The sequence below is a fragment of the Microbacterium luteolum genome, assembly GCF_039533965.1.
In the GTDB taxonomy this organism is placed as follows: domain Bacteria; phylum Actinomycetota; class Actinomycetes; order Actinomycetales; family Microbacteriaceae; genus Microbacterium; species Microbacterium luteolum.
In genome coordinates this window covers 2223154-2240773 of the sequence record NZ_BAAAUN010000001.1, presented here as the reverse complement: position 1 = coordinate 2240773, position 17620 = coordinate 2223154, and the positions used below count along the sequence as shown (strand labels likewise).

Genomic DNA, 17620 nt, shown 5'->3' with positions numbered 1-17620 from the left:
CCGTCCCGGATCGAGTGACAAGAGGTAGATGACATGAGTGTGGTGGAAGCAGCGCAGAGCGCGCAGAAGAAGGAGAGGCCCGGCGGCGGCCGGTTCTGGTGGTACCTGCTGAGGCGGGTCGGCCAGGGCGGCATCGTCATCCTCATCGTGACGCTGATCGTGTTCGCGCTGCTCCACCTCGCCATGCCGAACGGCCCGGCTGCCGGCATCCTCGGCATGCAGGCCTCGCAGGAGCAGATCGAAGCCTTCAACCGTGAGAACGGCTTCGATCTGCCTCTGTGGCAGCAGTACTTCAACTTCCTGGGCCAGCTGCTCCAGGGAGACCTCGGCGATTCGTTCAAGCTGAATCGCCCGGTGGCGGATGCCATCGGCCAGCGTCTCCCGAAGACGCTGATCCTCGCCCTGATCTCGATGCTGATCGCCCTCGCGATCGCGATCCCGATGGGCATCTTCCAGGCGGTGCGCCGCGGCAAGGCCGCCGACTACATCCTGACGACGTGGAACTTCATCGTCTACTCCACGCCCTCGTTCTTCCTCGGGCTCATCCTCGTGATCGTGTTCGCGCAGTGGCTGCGGCTCGTCCCCGCCCAGGCGCCGCAGGGCGAGACCGTCGGCGACGTGCTGGCCAACCCCGCCGGCCTCGTCCTCCCCGTGCTGACCGCGGCGGCCGGCATCATCGCCACGTTCTCGCGGTACATGCGCTCCGCGACCATCGACAACCTCTCCGAGGACTACGTCCGCACCGCCAGGGCGAAGGGCACGTCGGTCTCGGTCGTGATCACCCGCCACGTCGTGCGCAACTCGCTCACCCCGGTCATCGCGATGCTCGGCTACTACCTGCCGGTCATGTTCGGCGGCATGATCGTCGTCGAGTCGCTCTTCAACTACCCCGGCATGGGGCTGCTGTTCTGGACATCGGCGCAGACCTCCGACTACCCCGTCCTGCTCGGCTGCATCCTGGTCATCGCGCTCGCGACCGTCATCGGCTCGCTGCTCGCCGACATCATCCAGGCGCTGCTCGACCCGCGCACCCGTGAGGAGCTCTCGTGAGCACGACGACCATCCTGACCCGCACGCTGACCCCGCGTCAGCGCGGCATGCGCCGATTCCTGCAGAACAAGCTCGCCGTGTTCGGAATCGTCACGATCGCGCTCTTCCTCCTGTTCTGCTTCGTCGGGCCGCTGATCCACCCGACGGATCAGATCCACACCGACCTGCGCAGCACGATGCTGCCGCCGGGCAGCCCGGGCCACCCGCTCGGCACCGACGACGTCGGATACGACGTGCTCGGTCGGCTCATGATGGGTGGGCAGATCTCGATTCTCATCGGTCTGGCCGCCGGCATCCTGGCCACCGTCATCGGCACCCTCTGGGGCGCCATCGCCGGCTACGTCGGCGGTGTCGTCGACACGGTGATGATGCGCGTCGTCGACGCGGGCATCGCGATCCCGGCGACCTTCCTGCTGCTGATCCTCTCGGCGATCCTGCGGCCCAGCGTGCCGCTGATGATCTGCGTGATCGGCCTCGTCTCCTGGCTCGTGCCCGCCCGTCTCGTGCGTGCCGAGTCGATCTCGCTGAAGTCGCGCGAATACGTGCTCGCGCTCCGCGCCATGGGCGGAACCCACTCGCGGGCCGTGCTCAAGCACATCGTGCCGAACACCGTCGGCACGATCGTGGTGAACGCCACGTTCCAGGTCGCCGACGCGATCCTGCTCGTCGCCTACATCTCCTTCCTCGGGATGGGGCTGCAGAAGCCGGCGACCGACTGGGGCGCCATGCTCACCAGCGGCATCACGTACACGTACGCCGGAGCCTGGTGGCTCATCTTCCCCGCCGGCTTCTGCATCGTCCTCACGGTCTGCGCGTTCAACAGCATCGGCGACGGCCTCCGTGACTTCTTCGACGTGAAGGGACGTGCCGCATGAGCGACGCGCTGCTGTCGATCACCGACCTCGCCGTCACGTTCCGCACCGAGGACGGTCCGGTCGAGGCCGTCAAGGGCATCGACCTCGAGGTGCGCACGGGCGAGGTGCTGGCGCTGGTCGGCGAGTCCGGCTCGGGCAAGTCCGTCACCGCGATGGCCGTGCTGGGGCTCCTGCCGCGATCGGCGACCGTCACGGGATCGATCCGGCTCGGCGGGCGCGAGCTGCTCGCGCTGCCGGAATCCGAGATGAACAAGGTGCGCGGCGCCGAGATCTCGATGGTGTTCCAGGAGCCGATGACCGCGCTCAACCCGAGCATGCGGATCGGCGACCAGATCACCGAAGCCATCCTCAACCACGGCGGCGTCTCGAAGGCGGATGCCTGGAAGCGCGCGGTCGCGCTGCTGCAGCGCGTCGGCATCCCCGAACCCGAACGTCGGGCGAAGAGCTACCCGCACGAGCTGTCGGGTGGTCAGCGCCAGCGCGTTGTCATCGCGATCGCCCTCGCCTGCGAACCCCAGCTGATCATCGCCGACGAGCCGACGACCGCGCTCGACGTGACCGTGCAGGCCGAGATCCTCGACCTCATCCGACGCCTCGCCGCCGACACCGGGACCGCCTTTCTGCTGGTCACCCACAACATGGGCGTCGTCGCCGACATCGCCGACCGCGTGGCCGTGATGCTCCGCGGCACGATGGTCGAGGTCGGCGACACGCGTGGTGTGCTCACCGCCCCGCGCGAGGACTACACGAAGAAGCTGCTCAGCGCCGTGCCCTCGCTGCCGGACCTCGCGACCGTCGTCGAGCGCGTGGAGGAGGAGGCGCGACCGGACGCCGTGCTCGAGCTCTCCGGCGCCAGCGTCACCTACCGCCGCGGTGGGCGCTCCTTCCTCGCGCTCGACAGCGTCGACCTGCAGATCGCTCCGGGGGAGATCCTCGGTCTGGTCGGCGAGTCCGGCTCCGGGAAGTCCACGCTCGGCCGGGCGGCCCTGGGCCTGCTGCCGCTCTCGGACGGATCGATCACCCTGTTCGGCGAGAAGGTCGGGCGCGGCGGTGTCGGTCGCCGGCGCGAGCGCGTGCTGCGCGGACGCGTCGGTGCGATCTTCCAGGACCCTGGGTCCAGCCTCGACCCGCGGATGACGGTCGGCGAGGCGATCTCCGAGCCGATGCTCGTGCAGCGTCGCAAGCTCCCGACCACCGCGGCGCAGCGCCGAGCGCGCGTTGCCGAACTGCTCGAGGCGGTCGAGCTGCCGGCGAACTACGCCACCCGGTACCCGCACGAGCTCTCCGGAGGGCAGCGTCAGCGCATCGGTCTGGCGCGGGCCATCGCCCTCGAACCCGAGCTGATCATCGCCGACGAGCCGACCTCGGCGCTCGACGTCTCGGTGCAGGCTGCCGTGCTCGAGGTGCTGCGCTCGCTGCAGGAGCGGATGCACTTCGCCTGCCTGTTCATCAGCCACGACCTCGCCGTGGTGCACCAGATCTCCGACCGCGTGGCCGTGATGCTCAAGGGCGAGATCGTCGAGACCGGCTCCGCCGACGACGTGCTCCTCGCGCCGCAGCATCCGTACAGCCGGCGTCTGCTCGCCTCCGTCCCGGTCCCCGACCCCGACAAGCAGGCGCTGCGACGGGAGGCCCGCGCGGCCGCCCGGGTGATGGCTCCGTGACGGCGCTCGCGTCGGACACGACGAGGGACTCGGATGCAGCGACGGGCGGCGACGTCTCGGTCGTGCTCGGAATCGACGTCGGCGGGTCCAGCGTCAAGCACCTTCTCGCTCGCTCGGACTCGTCGACTGCGCGGCCTCCGACCCCGCTCGCGCGCGGCCGGAACGCGACTCCCACCTCGTCGCCCGCGAACGGCCTCGCCGAGATCGTCGAACGGGTGCGGGGCGACCGCACGCTGACACGGCTCGTTCTCTCGATCCCCGGCATCGTCGACGAGCAGAACGGCGTCGTGGTGCGCTCGGCCAACATCCCCGCGCTCGACGGGACGCCGCTCGGACGCCAGCTGGCGGATGCTCTCGGGGTGCCGGTCGACGTGATCAACGACGGGCACGCCGCCGCGGTGGCAGAGGCCTCCTGGGGCGCGGGCGCCGGCATCGACGACGTGTTCGTCCTCGCGCTGGGCACCGGCATCGCGGGGGCGCACGTGATCGACGGACGCGTCGTCTCCGGTGCGCACGGCTCGGCGGGCGAACTCGGCCACATCACGATCGACCCGAACGGCCGGGACTGCTCGTGCGGACGGCGCGGATGCCTCGAGACCATCATCGGAGCGCCGGCCCTCCACGCGGCGTGGGCGGATGCCGGTGGCAAGGGTGGACCCGAGGAGCTTCTCGAAGCCTTCGCGTCGGGTGACGGGACCGCGACGGCCATCGTGCGGCGCGCAGCCTCGGCGCTGGCGGAGGCTCTGCTCACGCTGTGCGCGCTGGTGGATCCCGGAGCGATCGTGATCGGCGGGGGCCTCGCGCAGGCGCCGCACCACCTGGTGATGCTGGCCGAGCGGTACGTGCGCGAGCGGGCGACCTTCCACCGGGTGCCCCCGATCGTGCCGGCGACGCTCGGGGGCTGGGCCGGTGCGAACGGCACCGTGCTCACCGCGCTCCTGCGGCAGCACGCTGCGGCGCACCGAACCCCCAGGACAGTCGCGTAAAATCAGCACAATGACCGACGCACCTGGACCCTTCGACGAGCTCGGAGACCCGGGAACAGGGCTCGAGAACCCCGAGTTCGGTGCCGGTGTCGACCCCGACGATCTCGCCACGACCCTGCGGGTGCTGTCGCAGCTGCATGAGATCGACAACGAGCATCCGGACTTCGTCGCCGTACGCCACGCCACCGCGGCGATGTTCAAGGCCGTCAAGCGCGTGCGCCGCAAGGAGATCCGCGACGCGATCGCCGAGGCCGACAAGGCCGTCGTCGCCCGCACCGCGACCGGCGCTCCCGACCGCATCGACGACGAGACGCGTGGGCACGACCTCGCGACGAGCGTGGTGGATGCCCCGATCGCGGGCGAGCTGCTGAAGCCCCGCAACTGCTACATCTGCAAGCAGCCGTACACGGTGGTCGACGCGTTCTACCACCAGCTGTGCCCCGACTGCGCGCGCTTCAGCCACGGCAAGCGCAACGCCCGCACCAACCTCACCGGCAAGCGCGCCCTGCTCACCGGAGGTCGCGCCAAGATCGGCATGCACATCGCGCTGCGGCTGCTGCGCGACGGCGCGCACACCACGATCACGACGCGCTTCCCGCGCGATGCGGTGCGCCGGTTCTCGGCCCTCCCCGACTCAGCCGACTGGCTGCACCGGCTGCGCGTGGTCGGCATCGACCTGCGCGACCCCGCCCAGGTGATCGGGCTCGCCGACTCGGTCGCCGCACAGGGACCGCTCGACATCCTCATCAACAACGCGGCGCAGACCGTGCGGCGTTCGCCGGGCTCGTACTCGCTGCTGGCGGATGCCGAGCTGCAGCCGCTGCCCGACGGTCCGCTGCCTGAGATGGAGACCTTCGGGCACACCGCCGACCCGCACCCGCAGGCGCTGCAGGCCTCGGTCGACGCGCATCCGCTGCTGTCGGTCGCCGCGCTCGGCGGCACGGTCGCCGAGCAGGGCGGTCAGGCGCTCACCGCGGAGGACCTCGCACGTCTCGCCATGGCCCCGGGGTCGTCTTCGCTCGAGAAGCACGCCGACGGCACGGCGATCGACGCGGGCGGACTGGTCCCGGATGTCAACCGCACCAACAGCTGGGTGCAGTCGATCGATCAGGTCGATCCGCTCGAGATGCTCGAGGTGCAGCTCGCCAACACCACGGCGCCGTTCCTGCTGATCAGCCGGCTGCGCGCGTCGATGGCGGCATCCGATTCCCACCGCAAATACGTCGTGAACGTGTCGGCGATGGAGGGGCAGTTCTCCCGCCGGTACAAGGGGCCGGGGCATCCGCACACGAACATGGCGAAGGCCGCGCTGAACATGCTCACGCGCACCAGCGCCGGCGAGATGCTCGAGACCGATGGCATCCTGATGACCGCCGTCGACACCGGCTGGATCACCGACGAACGCCCGCACTACACGAAGGTGCGGCTCGCCGAAGAGGGCTTCCACGCCCCGCTCGACCTGGTCGACGGCGCGGCCCGCGTGTACGACCCGATCGTGCGCGGCGAGGCGGGCGAAGACATCCACGGCGTGTTCCTGAAGGACTACGAGCCCAGCCCCTGGTGAGTCGACGGGGGCGCCGTCGAGGAAACGGCGGATGCCGCATCGCGACAGCGCAAGAATCGTCAAGCGGTCGTGGGCAGGCTGGAACCATGCGAACCACACAGGAAGAATTCACCGTCGTCGGACTGCCGCTGCGCACGAGCAACCGGGAAGCGGCGACGACCATCCCGCCGCACTGGGAAGCCTTCCAGCGGGCTGACCTCGCGGGGCGACTGCGTGCCGACGGCGACCTGTATGCCGTCTACGCCGAGCATGAGCACGCCGGCATCGACAACCTCGGCGACTACACGCTGGTCATCGGGTATCGCGTGGATGATCCGGCGACGATCCCGGCCGACCTCACTGCTGTCGTCGTGCCGGCATCCGCGCGCGAGATCGTGTCGCTCGAACCCGGCCGTCCCGATCTCGTCGGCGCCGCCTGGCAGGAGATCTGGTCCCGGAGCGATCTCGACCTGAGCTACCTCGCCGATTTCGAGCGATATGCGGCCGACGGCACCATCGAGATCTCGCTCGGACTACGCTCTGCTTCGTGAAGGCCGCTCAGTATCAGCAGCAGCTCGATGCCGTGACCGCGTACATCTACGACCATCTCGACGACGATCTCGACCTCGACATCCTCGCCGGGGTCGCGCGCTTCTCCGCCTTCCATTGGCACCGCCTCTACCGCGCTGCGCGAGGGGAGACCGCCGCGCAGACCGTGCACCGACTGCGCCTGGAGCGGGCGGCGGCACTCCTCGTGGAGACGGATCTGCCGATTGCGCGCATCGCCCGCCGGTCGGGGTTCTCGGGGACGGAGACGTTCACCCGTGCCCTGACCCGTGCCTACGGAATGCCTCCGAGAAGGTTCCGCGAGAGCGGTGCGCACGTGCAGTTCCGCCGGCAGAGCGACCAGGCGCTGTCGGCGCACCCCGTGGAGATCCGCGTTCTGCCGGCGACCACGCTCGCGATGTCCGACCACCGCGGCGCCTACATCGACATCGGCAGGGCGTTCGCTCGCGTCCGCGATCGGATGGGTCCTGCCGGACGGATGATCGCGATCTACGAAGACGATGCGGATGCCGTTCCTGCCGGTGCGCTCCGCTCCTCGGCGGGCGTGGTCATCCACGCGGATGCCGTGGTGCCGGAGCCCCTGCACGCACGGACGATCCCCGCCGGACGGCACGCGGTGCTGCGCTACGTCGGGCCGTACTCGTCGATGCACCGCGCCTACCGGTGGCTCTACGGAGTCTGGCTGCCGTCGTCCGGGGAGGAACCGCGCGATCATCCTGTGTTCGAGGAGTACCTCACGGATCCGGCCGACACGGCGCCGACGGCATCCGTGACGGAGATCATCCTGCCGCTCGTATGACCCGACGCGGCGGCTGTGTGGCCTCGCCGAGGGTTCAGACCTCGCGCCGCTCCAGGTTCGCCGAGGCCCACTCGCCGAGCTGATCGAGTATCGGGAGCAGTCCCCGTCCGCTCGCGGTGAGTGCGTACGACACGGTGACCGGGGGTCCCGCGTCGACCGTGCGGGCCACGAGCCCGGTTTCGGCGAGCTCGGCGAGGCGGTCGGAGAGGACCGTGTCGCTGATTCCGGCGACCGCGCGGCGTAGGGCGACGAAGGTCGAGGGGCCGGCGCCGAGCGAGGCCACGATCATGCCGTTCCACCGTTTGCCGAGCACGCTGAAGGCCAGTGTGACGGCGGCGTCGCACCGTTGCACCGCCTCCTCGATCTCGGGCATGCCCCCATCCTACTCGTGCTACGTTAACCACTGCCGCTAAGAAAAACCTAGCGCCTACGAAAACGAGAGGTTCGACATGTCCCTGTTCCGCCTGGATGCCAGCATCCTTCCCGCGTCGTCCGCCAGCCGCGCACTCGCCGACCTCGTCGAGGCCGAGTGGACGGCATCCCACCCCGACTCGACGGTCACGCGTCGCGACCTCGCGGCCGACCCGGTGCCCGCGACGGCCTGGGCGGATGCCGTCACCGGCGGCTTCGTCGACGCGGCACAGCGCACTCCGGCGCAGAACGAGGCCCGCGCGCTCGCGACGAGCTTCGCCGACGAGCTGATCGGCGCCGACGCGCTGCTGTTCGCCGTGCCGCTCTACAACTACGGCGTCTCGCAGCACTTCAAGACCTGGTTCGACCTCGCCTACACGGACCCGCGGATCGACCCGACGGGCACTGCGCTCCGGGGTAAGCCGGCGACCCTGGTCACGGTGCTCGGCGGAAACTACGCCCCCGGCACGCCCAAGGACGGCTGGGACCACTCGACCGGCTGGCTGCGCCGCGTGCTGGCAGACGTCTGGGGCCTCGACCTGCGCGTCGTGCAGCGTCCCTTCACGCTCGTGGGCGTGAACCCGGCACTCGACGCGTTCGCCGACACCGCGCAGGAGCTCAAGGAGGCCGCCGAGACCGACGCGGTCACGTACGGCCGCGAGGTCGCCGCGCTGCGGGGCTCGCAGGTCGCCTGAGTTCTGGCGCACGGTCGCCAGGCCACAACTTCTGCGGCCATCTGCACCTTCTGCGGCCCGAATCGGGGGAGCGGGCCGCAGAAGTTCGGGATGGCCGCAGAACCTGTTGCGAGCGGCAGAGCCGCCGCCCCGGCATCCGCTGCTCCCGGCATCCGCTCGGCACGCTTTGCAGGTCGAAATCACGGATGCAGGTCCGGAAGGGCATTCTGGACCTGCATCCGTGAAACGGCCCGACAACTGTCCCGGCGGCCTACCCGATCGGCGGGGAACCGTCAGCCGAGCGGCGACGGGTACGGATGCGGCAGCCACACCGTCACGATCAGACCGCCGTCCGCCCGCGGAGTGAGCACGAGGGAACCGCCGTGGGCCTGGGTGATGCGCTGCGCGATCGCGAGTCCGAGCCCGACCCCGGCGTGGTCCTCGTCACGCGTGCGCTCGGCACCCCGCTGGAACGGCTCCGTGAGCGTCGCCACGCGATAGGCCGGCAGCACCTCGCCGGTGTTCTCGACCACCAGCGCCACGGCGTGCGGCGTCGCGTGCGTGCGCACCGCCACCGCACCTCCGGCCGGCAGGTTGTGCACGATCGCATTCAGCACGAGGTTCGTGACCAGCTGCTGCAGAAGTGCGGACGACCCCAGCACCGGAGCGGCGGCACCGCCCACCTCGACGGCGACACCGCGTCGGTCCGCGAGAGGCAGGAGCGCCTCGACGGCCTCCTCGGCCAGGAGCGACAGATCGACGACCTCCCGGGTGAATGACCGGCGCTCGGCACGGCTGAGCAGGAGCAGCGCCTCGGTGAGCTCGATCGCGCGGGCGTTGACCTCCTGCAGGCGGGAGATCAGCGCGTCGACATCGCGGTCGGGGTCGGTGCGGGCGACCTCCAGCATCGTCTGCGAGATCGCCAGCGGGGTGCGCAGCTCGTGCGAGGCGTTCGCGGCGAAGCGCTGCTGCTCGGCAACCTGCGCCTCGAGCTGCTCGAGCATCGAGTCGAAGACGTCGGCGAGGTCGCGGAACTCGTCGCGCGGACCCTCGAGCGCGACGCGATGCGACAGCGAACCCTGCGTCGCGAGCTTCGCCGCGTCGCTGATCCGGTCGAGCGGCGCCAGCATCCGTCCCGCGAGAAGCCAGCCGCCGCCGAGTCCCAGGGCGATCAGCACGACCATCACGGCACCCGCAACGGGCACGAAGGCGCGCAGCAGATCCGAGCGGTTGGGAACGAAGATGTCGGCCACGATCTGCGCGTCCGGCACGTAGCGCAGCAGGAAGAGGCCGACGGCGGCGAGAAGCAGGATGCCGGAGAAGACGACGATCCCCGCGTAGCTCAGCGTGAGCTTGAGTCGGGCGCTCATCCCGGCCCGCCTAGGCATCGGCATCCGTCCCGATGCGGTACCCGACGCCGGGCACGGTGAGGATCAGCCAGGGCTCCCCGAGCCGCTTCCGCAGCGACGACACCGTGATGCGCACGGCGTTCGTGAACGGGTCCGCGTTCTCATCCCACGCGCGCTCGAGCAGTTCCTCGGCGCTCACCACTCCGCCACCGGCGTCGACGAGCACCTCGAGCACCGCGAACTGCTTGCGGGTGAGGGCGACGTAGCGTTCGTCGCGGTACACCTCGCGGCGGAACGGATCGAGGCGGAGACCCGCGACCTCGAGCACCGGCGGCCGTGCGCGCTGCCGGCGGCGGTCGAGAGCGCGCAGCCGCAGCACCAGCTCCCGCAGCTCGAACGGCTTGGTCAGGTAGTCGTCGGCGCCGATCTCGAACCCCGACGCCTTGTCGTCGAGCCGGTCCGCGGCGGTCAGCATGAGGATCGGGATGCCGCTGCCCGAGGCCACGATCCACCGCGCGATGTCGTCGCCGGAGGGGCCGGGCACATCGCGGTCGAGGACCGCGATGTCGTAGGCGTTGATGCTCAGCAGCTCGAGAGCCGTGTCGCCGTCGCCCGCGATGTCTGCGGCGATCGCCTCCAGGCGCAGCCCGTCGCGGACCGCCTCGGCGAGGTAGGGCTCGTCCTCGACGATCAGCACACGCATGGCTGCGATCCTACGCACCCGGACATATCGGGAGCGTATGGAAAAGCGCATACGACCGGGCAACAGCCGTCCTTCTTCACTGGAGACATGAACAGCAGCACCAGCCATCCCCGCCGCCGCATCCGCCGCCGCCGACTCCTCGTCGCGGCGATCGCGCTCGCCGCGGTCCTGATCCTCGCGTTCGCCGTGCAGCAGTCGCTGGTCGCGGCATCCGCCTCGGTCTCCTCGCAGGAGAACGCGACGGGCGAGACCGCCGGGCCCCCTCCGCAGGACGTCACCGGCTCGGTCGTCGCCCCGAGCGATGCCGACGGCGTGATCCGCGACGGCGACGAGCCCACCGTGTTCGACACCGCAGGAGTCGCGATCGCCAACCTCGACCCGGCCCTGCTCGACGCGCTGCAGCGTGCCGCGAACGACGCCGCGGCCGACGGACTCGAGTTCCGAGTGAACAGCGGGTGGCGTTCGGCGGCGCTGCAGGAGCGGATGATGCAGGATGCGATCGTCCAGTACGGCTCGGAGGCCGAGGCGGCGCGCTGGGTCGCCACTCCGCAGACGTCGGCCCACGTGTCCGGTGATGCCGTCGACATGGGCCCGCTCCCCACCCTCGACTGGCTCGCGCAGTTCGGTGCGGACTACGGGCTGTGCCAGACCTACGCCAATGAGCCCTGGCACTACGAGCTGCGACCGGATGCCGTCACCGAGGGGTGTCCCGAGATGTACTCCGACCCCACCGAAGACCCGAGGATGCAGCCATGACCGCCCTGCTCGCCGCGGAGCGCACCACGCTCTCGCTGCTCCCCGCGCCCCTGCTCCGCACCTTGCCCGCCGCCGTTGCGGAGAACGTGCGCCGCGTGCGGGTCGGAACCGACGCCCGCATCATGGCCGTGGTGAAAGCCGACGGCTACGGACACGGCGCGGTCGCCGTGGCGCGGGCGGCGGTGGGCGCCGGCGCGGAGTGGCTCGGGGTCACCGATGTCGCGGAGGCCGTCGCGCTGCGGGAGGCCGGTCTCACGGAGCCGATCCTGTCGTGGCTGAACCCTGCAGGGGTGGACGCGGTCGAGGCGGCGGCGCACGGCGTCGACATCGCGGTCGGATCGGTCGAGGAGCTGCGCCGACTGGTCGTGGACGCGGACTCCCCGCTGCGGGTGCACCTGCACCTGGACACCGGCATGTCGCGAGAAGGATGCCCGCTCGACGACTGGCCCGAGCTGCTTCGGGTCGCGAGGCAGGGGAGGGGGCGCGTCGAGATCGTGGGGGTGATGGGGCATCTGCCGTGCGCCGATGAGGGCGACCCCCGCGCGAACGAGGCGGCGGTGCTGCGGATGCGGCAGGCGCGTGATGCGGTGCTGAGGGCGGGGTTCGGGCCCCTGCTCGTGCACCTGGCCGCGACCGCGGGCGCGCTGACCGATCCGGCGACGCACTTCGACCTCGTACGCATCGGCGCGGGAATCGTGGGCATCGACCCCTCGGAGTCGATCGCGCTGACGGGCGCATCGCGGTTCACGGCGTCGGTCGTGCACAGCTCGTCCGTGCCGGCCGGCACACCCATCGGGTACGGCGGGACGCACCTGACGACACGGCCGACGGGCCTCGCCGTCATCGGTGTGGGCTACGCCGACGGCATCCCCCGGGAGGTCGGCGAGGGCGCGTCCGTGGAGATCGGCGGGGCGCGGCATCCGCTGGTCGGGAGGGTGTCGATGGACCAGATCGTCGTCGACACGGGGGATGCGCTGTTCCCGCGCGGCACGACGGCGACCGTGTTCGGTCCGGAGGCTGGCGCGGTGCCTTCGGTGCAGGAGTGGGCGCGGTGGGCTGGCACCATCCCGCACACGATCGTGACCCGCGTCGGTGCGCGGGTGCAGCGGAGCATCGCATGACGCCGCGCGTGCTGGTCATCGGGGGAGGGCAGAACGCCGAGCACGAGGTGTCGCTGGCGTCGGCCGCCGCGGTCGCCGCGGCACTGCGGCTCAGCGGCCACACCGTGAGCACGCTGACCATCGACCGCGAGGGGATCTGGCGGGCGGACGGCCTTCCTCCATGCGCGTCGCCGATTGAGTCGCTCGGTCTCGCGCTGCCGCTGATCGCCGAGGCCGACGTCATATTCCCTGCCGTGCATGGATCGCTCGGCGAGGACGGCGCCCTCGCCGCGCTGGCCGCGCTCGTCGGCGCGCGGATCGTGGGATCGGACCTGCACGCGGGAGCGATCGGCATGGACAAGTGGGCGACGAAACTGGTGGCGGATGCCGTCGGCGTCCGCACCGCTCGCGGCAGGGTCATCTCGGTCGAGGACATCGGCGACGCGGAGTTCGAGTGCGAGGTGGTCGTCAAGCCGGTGTCGGCCGGTTCGAGCTACGGTGTGAGCCTCGTCACGGAGGAGTCGGAGCTGCTCGACGCACTGCGCACCGCGGCACGGTTCGATCGACGCATCCTCGTGGAGGAGGTCGTGCGGGCGCGCGAGATCGACGTCGCCGTGCTCCGTGAAGCGGGCGGCATCCGCTGGGCGGCACCGCCGCTGGAGATCCATGCATCCGGGCTCTTCGACACCGCGACGAAGTACGACGGGAGTGCGCGGTTCACCGTTCCTGCACAGCTCGACGCCGCGGAGACATCGGCTCTCCAGCGTGCGGCCATCGCCGTGTTCGACGCGCTCGGCTGCGCGGGCGTCGCACGGATGGACTTCTTCCTCACCGACGACGGCCCGGTGCTCAACGAGGTCAACACCATGCCAGGACTGACCGCGGCATCGCAGGTGCCGCGGATGTTCGCGGGGGCGGGCGTCGAGTACACCGACCTCGTGGGGCGGCTGGTCGCAGGTGCCCGCGTTCCCGGGGCGGCGAACTCGACCTACGGTTTCGCGGGAGTGGGATCCTAGGAAGCATGGCCGGCCCACACATCACCTGGCGTCCCGTCGTGGAGAGCGACTTCGGGCTGCTCGCGGACTGGCTGTCGCGGCCGCACGTGCACCGGTACTGGCACCACGACTTCTCGCCGGAGGGTGTGGCGCGCGATTTCGGTCCGGGCACGCGCGGCGAGGAGGCGGGGGAGGATCTGGTCGTGTCGTTCGACGGCGTGCCGGGGGCGCTGGTGCAGCGCTCGCGCATCGCGGACTACGCCGAGGACTTCGAGGAGCTCTCGGCGATCGTCGACGTCCCCGAGGAAGCGGTGACGATCGACTATCTGATCGCGGATCTCGGGAACACCGGGCGCGGCCTCGGCACGGCTCTCATCCGCGCCGTCGTCGCCGAGACCTGGGAGCGGTACCCGCTCGCCCCGGCGATCATCGTGCCGGTCGTCGCGGGGAACGTCGGCTCGTGGCGCGCGCTCGAGAAGGCCGGATTCCGCCGGGTGGGCGAGGGGGACATGGAGCCGGACAACCCGATCGATCCGCCGCTGCACGTGGTGTCGCGCATCGATCGGCCGGTTACCCGGCGGACCACCTAGAGCCGGTCGACCCCGGTCACGGTGAGCACGGCTTCGCCGGCCTCGTCGGATGCCGCCAGGTCTACGGTCGCGGAGATGCCCCAGTCGTGATCGCCGGCAGGGTCGTCGAGGATCTGACGCGCAGTCCACTGCGCGCTGCCCTGCTCGAGGATCAGGAGCTTCGAGCTGCGCGCGTCCGCCCCGGTGAGGATCTCGTCGTGGTCGTCGAAGTAGCCGTCGAGCGCTGCCGACCACGCGTCGGCGCCGAACGCCGGGTCGAGTTCGGCGAGGGCATCCACGTCTTCGCGAGCGGCCAGCTGCACGCGCCGGAACAGCTCGTTGCGCACCAGGATGCGGAAGGCGCGCACGTTGCTCGTGAGGCGCTTGGGTGCGGGCGGCACGATCGGCTCGTCGCCCTTCGACAGGCTCAGGGACCCATCGTCGAAGCGGCCGTTGTCGATACCGGCCCGCAGCTCTTCCCACTCGTCGAGCAGGCTCGAGTCGACCTGCCGCACGAGCTCGCCGAGCCACTCGATGAGGTCGCGGAGATCCTCGTCCTTCAGCTCTTCGGGGATGGTCTGCGAGGCCGCGCGGTAGGCGTCGGAGAGGTAACGGAGCACGACGCCCTCGGAACGGGCGATCTTGTAGTAGGCGACATATTCCCCGAACGACATGGCTCGTTCGTACATGTCGCGCACCACGGACTTGGGGTGCAGCTCGAAGTCGCGGATCCACGGCTGGGCCGCACTGAAGGTCTCGAACGCGGCCGTGAGGAGCTCGTCGAGGGGCTTCGGATACGTGACCTGCTCGAGCAGCTCCATCCGCTCGTCGTATTCGATCCCCTCGGACTTCATCGCGGCGACGGCCTCACCGCGAGCCAGGAACTCCTGCTGGCTCAGCACGGCGCGCGGATCGTCGAGCGTCGCCTCCACGATCGAGATCATGTCGAGGGCGTAGTTCCCTGTTCCCACACCGTTCTGGGCCGCTGAGCCTGTCGAAGCATCCGGGTCGAGCAGCTCGAACGCCGCGAGGGCGAACGGCGACAACGGCTGGTTGAGGGCGAAGTTCGGCTGCAGGTCGACCGTGAGCCGGATGCCCTTCGACGAGCTCAGGGGCCCATCGTCGAAGGTCTCGACGATCCCGGATTCGCGGAGCGTGCGGTAGATGCCGATCGCCCGGATCGCGAGTTCGCGCTGGCGAGATCGCGGCTCATGGTTGTCGTATACCAGCGAGCGCATATTGGCGAACACGTCGCCGCCGCGGGCGATCACGTTGAGCATCATGGCGCTCGTGATCTGCATGTGCGAGGTCAGTGTCTCGGGCACCGCGTCGATGAGCTTGCGGAACGAGGGCTCTCCCCACGACACGAATCCGTCCGGAGCCTTCTTGCGCACGATCTTGCGCTTCTTCTTCGGGTCGTCGCCGGCCTTCTTGACCGCCGCGGCGTTCTCGCTCTCGTGCTCGGGCGCCTGCGCGACCACCGTGCCGGCGGTGTCGAAGCCCGCGCGCCCTGCTCGGCCGGCGATCTGGTGGAACTCCCGCGCGTTCAGCTGCCGCATGCGCGTGCCGTCGAACTTCGTCAGCGCCGTGAGCAGCACGGTGCGGATCGGCACGTTGATGCCGACGCCGAGGGTGTCGGTGCCGCAGATGACTCGCAGCAGTCCTCGCTGAGCGAGCTGCTCGACGAGGCGCCGGTACTTCGGCAGCATGCCGGCGTGGTGCACGCCGATGCCCGCGCGGAGGAAGCGGGAGAGCGTCTTGCCGAACGCCGTGGTGAACCGGAACTCGCCGATGAGGTCGGCGATCTGATCGCGCTGCTCGCGCGTCGCGACCTTGGTACTCGAGAGCGCCTGCGCGCGCTCCATCGCGGCCGCCTGCGAGAAGTGCACGACGTAGATCGGCGCCTGGCCGGTGTTCAGCAGATCGTCGATCGTCTCGTGGATCGGCGTCGTCTCGTAGAAGAAGTGCAGTGGCACCGGGCGCTCGACACCTGTGACGGATGCCGTCTCGCGCCCAGTGCGCCGAGTGAGGTCGGCGGCGAGCGTGGTCACATCGCCGAGAGTGGCCGACATCAGGATGAACTGCGCCTGCGGCAGGTCGAGCAGCGGAACCTGCCATGCCCAGCCGCGCTCCGGGTCGGCGTAGAAGTGGAACTCGTCCATGACGACCTGGCCGACGTTCATGTCGGTGCCCTGGCGCAGCGCGAGGTTCGCGAGGATCTCGGCGGTGCAGCAGATGATCGGTGCATCCGCGTTCACCGAGGAGTCGCCGGTGATCATGCCGACGTTCTGTGCGCCGAACACGTCGACCAGGGCGAAGAACTTCTCGCTCACCAGCGCCTTGATCGGCGCGGTGTAGAACGACCGCCGTCCGGCGACCAGCGCGGCGAAGTGCGCACCGACCGCGACGAGCGACTTCCCCGTGCCGGTCGGCGTCGACAGGATCAGGTTGTTGCCCGAGACGATCTCGATGACCGCCTCGTCCTGGGCGGGGTAGAGGCGGATGCCGGTTGACTCCGCCCACTCGACGAACGCCAGGTAGACGGCATCCGGGTCGGATCCGTCGGGGAGCGCATCGAGGAGCATCCTTCGATCATCCCCTACCGGGCGCCGGCCGCGCGCCGTGCCGGAACAGGCCATCACGCGGAATCAGGCCGTTCTGTCGAGAAACGGCCTGATGCGCCGTGTTCGCCTGATTCCGCGCGCCGCGGTCAACCCGGCAGGGGCTTCCTGCCGACGCCCGGTCATAACTCAGCCAGGATCGGGCGCAGCGGCCGGACAACGGGTGATCACGGCCACTTCCGGAGAAAAATGGCTGAGTTGTGAACGGCTCACCAGGCCAACCCCGCGGCCGCGCCCCCGCTCAGCCCGCGGTCGCGGCCCGCAGCGCGATGCGGATCATGTCGCCGAAGGTCTGCTCGCGCTCCTGTGCCGTGGTCTGCTCGCCGGTCACGATGTGATCGGAGACCGTGCAGATGCTGAGCGCCCGTCGCCCGTAGTACGCGGCGAGAGTGTAGAGACCGCTCGTCTCCATCTCGACCCCCAGCACGCCGTGCTGCACGAACGGCTCGTTGAGCTCGGGACGTGTGCTGTAGAACTGGTCGCTCGACAGCAGCAGGCCCACGTGGACAGCGGATGCCGGTGGCTCCGACTCGCTCGCCTCGACGGCCGCGCGCAGCAGCGAGAAATCGGCGACGGGCGCGTAGTCCAATCCGTGGAAGCGCACGCGGTTGATGCCGGAGTCGGTGCAGGCGCCGTTCGCGATGATGATGTCGCGCACGGCCAGCTTCTCAGTCAGCGCACCGCACGAACCCACGCGCACCACCGTCTGCACGTCGTACGACTCGAACAGCTCGTTCGCGTAGATCGCCATCGACGGCTGGCCCATGCCCGAGCCCTGCACCGAGATCCGTTGTCCCTCCCAGGTGCCGGTGAAGCCCAGCATCCCGCGGGTCTCGGTGTACAGCTCGGCGTCGTCGAGGAAGGTCTCCGCGATCCACTTCGCCCGCAGCGGGTCACCGGGGAACAGGACGACGGGGGCGATCTGGCCGGTCTCGGCGGCGATGTGCGTGCTCATGAC

Annotated in this window: 17 protein-coding genes; 12 read left to right on the top strand and 5 right to left on the bottom strand. The window is 70.0% G+C overall.

Going from position 1 to position 17620, the window contains the following annotated elements; translation table 11 throughout:
* The first annotated feature begins 33 nt into the window (after positions 1–33).
* The 7 genes from ABD648_RS10770 (at position 34) to ABD648_RS10740 (ending at position 7484) form a co-directional block, all read left to right on the top strand.
* Positions 34–1050, top strand: coding sequence for an ABC transporter permease (locus ABD648_RS10770; RefSeq protein ID WP_282214951.1), 1017 nt, complete (start codon positions 34–36; stop codon positions 1048–1050).
* On the top strand, positions 1047–1925 hold the full coding sequence (locus ABD648_RS10765; protein ID WP_282214950.1) for an ABC transporter permease: 879 nt from the start codon (positions 1047–1049) through the stop codon (positions 1923–1925). Before ABD648_RS10770 ends, ABD648_RS10765 begins: the two co-directional genes overlap by 4 nt.
* The gene (locus ABD648_RS10760; RefSeq protein WP_282214949.1) at positions 1922–3589 is read left to right on the top strand and encodes an ABC transporter ATP-binding protein; all 1668 of its coding nucleotides are present in this window, start codon (positions 1922–1924) and stop codon (positions 3587–3589) included. The genes ABD648_RS10765 and ABD648_RS10760 overlap by 4 nt, the downstream gene beginning before the upstream one ends.
* Complete coding sequence (locus tag ABD648_RS10755) at positions 3586–4575, top strand: ROK family protein (RefSeq protein WP_282214948.1); 990 nt, start codon at positions 3586–3588, stop codon at positions 4573–4575. The genes ABD648_RS10760 and ABD648_RS10755 overlap by 4 nt, the downstream gene beginning before the upstream one ends.
* Positions 4576–4585: 10 nt before the next feature.
* Positions 4586–6139: an SDR family NAD(P)-dependent oxidoreductase gene (locus ABD648_RS10750; protein WP_282214947.1), complete on the top strand. Its 1554-nt coding sequence runs from the start codon at positions 4586–4588 to the stop codon at positions 6137–6139.
* 86 nt (positions 6140–6225) lie between these two features.
* Positions 6226–6669, top strand: coding sequence for a GyrI-like domain-containing protein (locus tag ABD648_RS10745; RefSeq protein ID WP_282214946.1), 444 nt, complete (start codon positions 6226–6228; stop codon positions 6667–6669).
* A complete protein-coding gene (locus tag ABD648_RS10740) occupies positions 6666–7484 on the top strand; it encodes an AraC family transcriptional regulator (RefSeq protein WP_282214945.1) in 819 nt (272 codons plus the stop codon). Before ABD648_RS10745 ends, ABD648_RS10740 begins: the two co-directional genes overlap by 4 nt.
* 34 nt (positions 7485–7518) lie before the next feature.
* On the opposite strand, the gene ABD648_RS10735 is transcribed toward ABD648_RS10740, so the two are convergent.
* On the bottom strand, positions 7519–7857 hold the full coding sequence (locus tag ABD648_RS10735; protein WP_282214944.1) for a winged helix-turn-helix transcriptional regulator: 339 nt from the start codon (positions 7855–7857) through the stop codon (positions 7519–7521).
* Between the two features lie 76 nt (positions 7858–7933).
* On the opposite strand from ABD648_RS10735, the gene ABD648_RS10730 reads away from it, so the two are divergent.
* On the top strand, positions 7934–8590 hold the full coding sequence (locus ABD648_RS10730) for an FMN-dependent NADH-azoreductase (RefSeq protein ID WP_282214943.1): 657 nt from the start codon (positions 7934–7936) through the stop codon (positions 8588–8590).
* Positions 8591–8862: 272 nt separating this feature from the next.
* Here the strand turns inward: ABD648_RS10730 and ABD648_RS10725 are convergent, their stop codons facing one another.
* Positions 8863–9939 (bottom strand): sensor histidine kinase, encoded by a 1077-nt coding sequence (locus ABD648_RS10725; RefSeq protein ID WP_282214942.1) that lies wholly within the window; start codon positions 9937–9939, stop codon positions 8863–8865.
* Positions 9940–9949: 10 nt separating this feature from the next.
* The gene (locus tag ABD648_RS10720) at positions 9950–10621 is read right to left on the bottom strand and encodes a response regulator transcription factor (protein WP_282214941.1); all 672 of its coding nucleotides are present in this window, start codon (positions 10619–10621) and stop codon (positions 9950–9952) included.
* An 87-nt stretch (positions 10622–10708) separates the two neighbouring features.
* Between ABD648_RS10720 and ABD648_RS10715 the strand changes: the two genes are divergently transcribed.
* Genes ABD648_RS10715 through ABD648_RS10700 form a run of 4 tightly spaced genes read left to right on the top strand, consistent with a single transcriptional unit; the run spans position 10709 to position 14062 of the window.
* The gene (locus ABD648_RS10715; protein ID WP_282214940.1) at positions 10709–11377 is read left to right on the top strand and encodes a M15 family metallopeptidase; all 669 of its coding nucleotides are present in this window, start codon (positions 10709–10711) and stop codon (positions 11375–11377) included.
* Positions 11374–12498, top strand: coding sequence for an alanine racemase (gene alr / locus ABD648_RS10710; protein WP_282214939.1), 1125 nt, complete (start codon positions 11374–11376; stop codon positions 12496–12498). Before ABD648_RS10715 ends, alr begins: the two co-directional genes overlap by 4 nt.
* Positions 12495–13493, top strand: a complete 999-nt coding sequence (locus ABD648_RS10705; RefSeq protein ID WP_282214938.1) for a D-alanine--D-alanine ligase family protein — start codon at positions 12495–12497, stop codon at positions 13491–13493. Before alr ends, ABD648_RS10705 begins: the two co-directional genes overlap by 4 nt.
* Before the next feature lie 5 nt (positions 13494–13498).
* Complete coding sequence (locus ABD648_RS10700) at positions 13499–14062, top strand: GNAT family N-acetyltransferase (RefSeq protein ID WP_282214937.1); 564 nt, start codon at positions 13499–13501, stop codon at positions 14060–14062.
* On the opposite strand, the gene ABD648_RS10695 is transcribed toward ABD648_RS10700, so the two are convergent.
* Together ABD648_RS10695 and deoD are read right to left on the bottom strand one after the other, a co-directional pair.
* Positions 14059–16626 carry a DEAD/DEAH box helicase gene (locus tag ABD648_RS10695; RefSeq protein WP_282214936.1) on the bottom strand — a complete coding sequence of 856 codons (2568 nt, stop codon included), beginning with the start codon at positions 16624–16626 and terminating at the stop codon, positions 14059–14061. The genes ABD648_RS10700 and ABD648_RS10695 overlap by 4 nt on opposite strands.
* Before the next feature lie 277 nt (positions 16627–16903).
* A complete protein-coding gene (gene deoD, locus ABD648_RS10690; protein ID WP_282214935.1) occupies positions 16904–17617 on the bottom strand; it encodes a purine-nucleoside phosphorylase in 714 nt (237 codons plus the stop codon).
* Positions 17618–17620 lie beyond the last annotated feature (3 nt).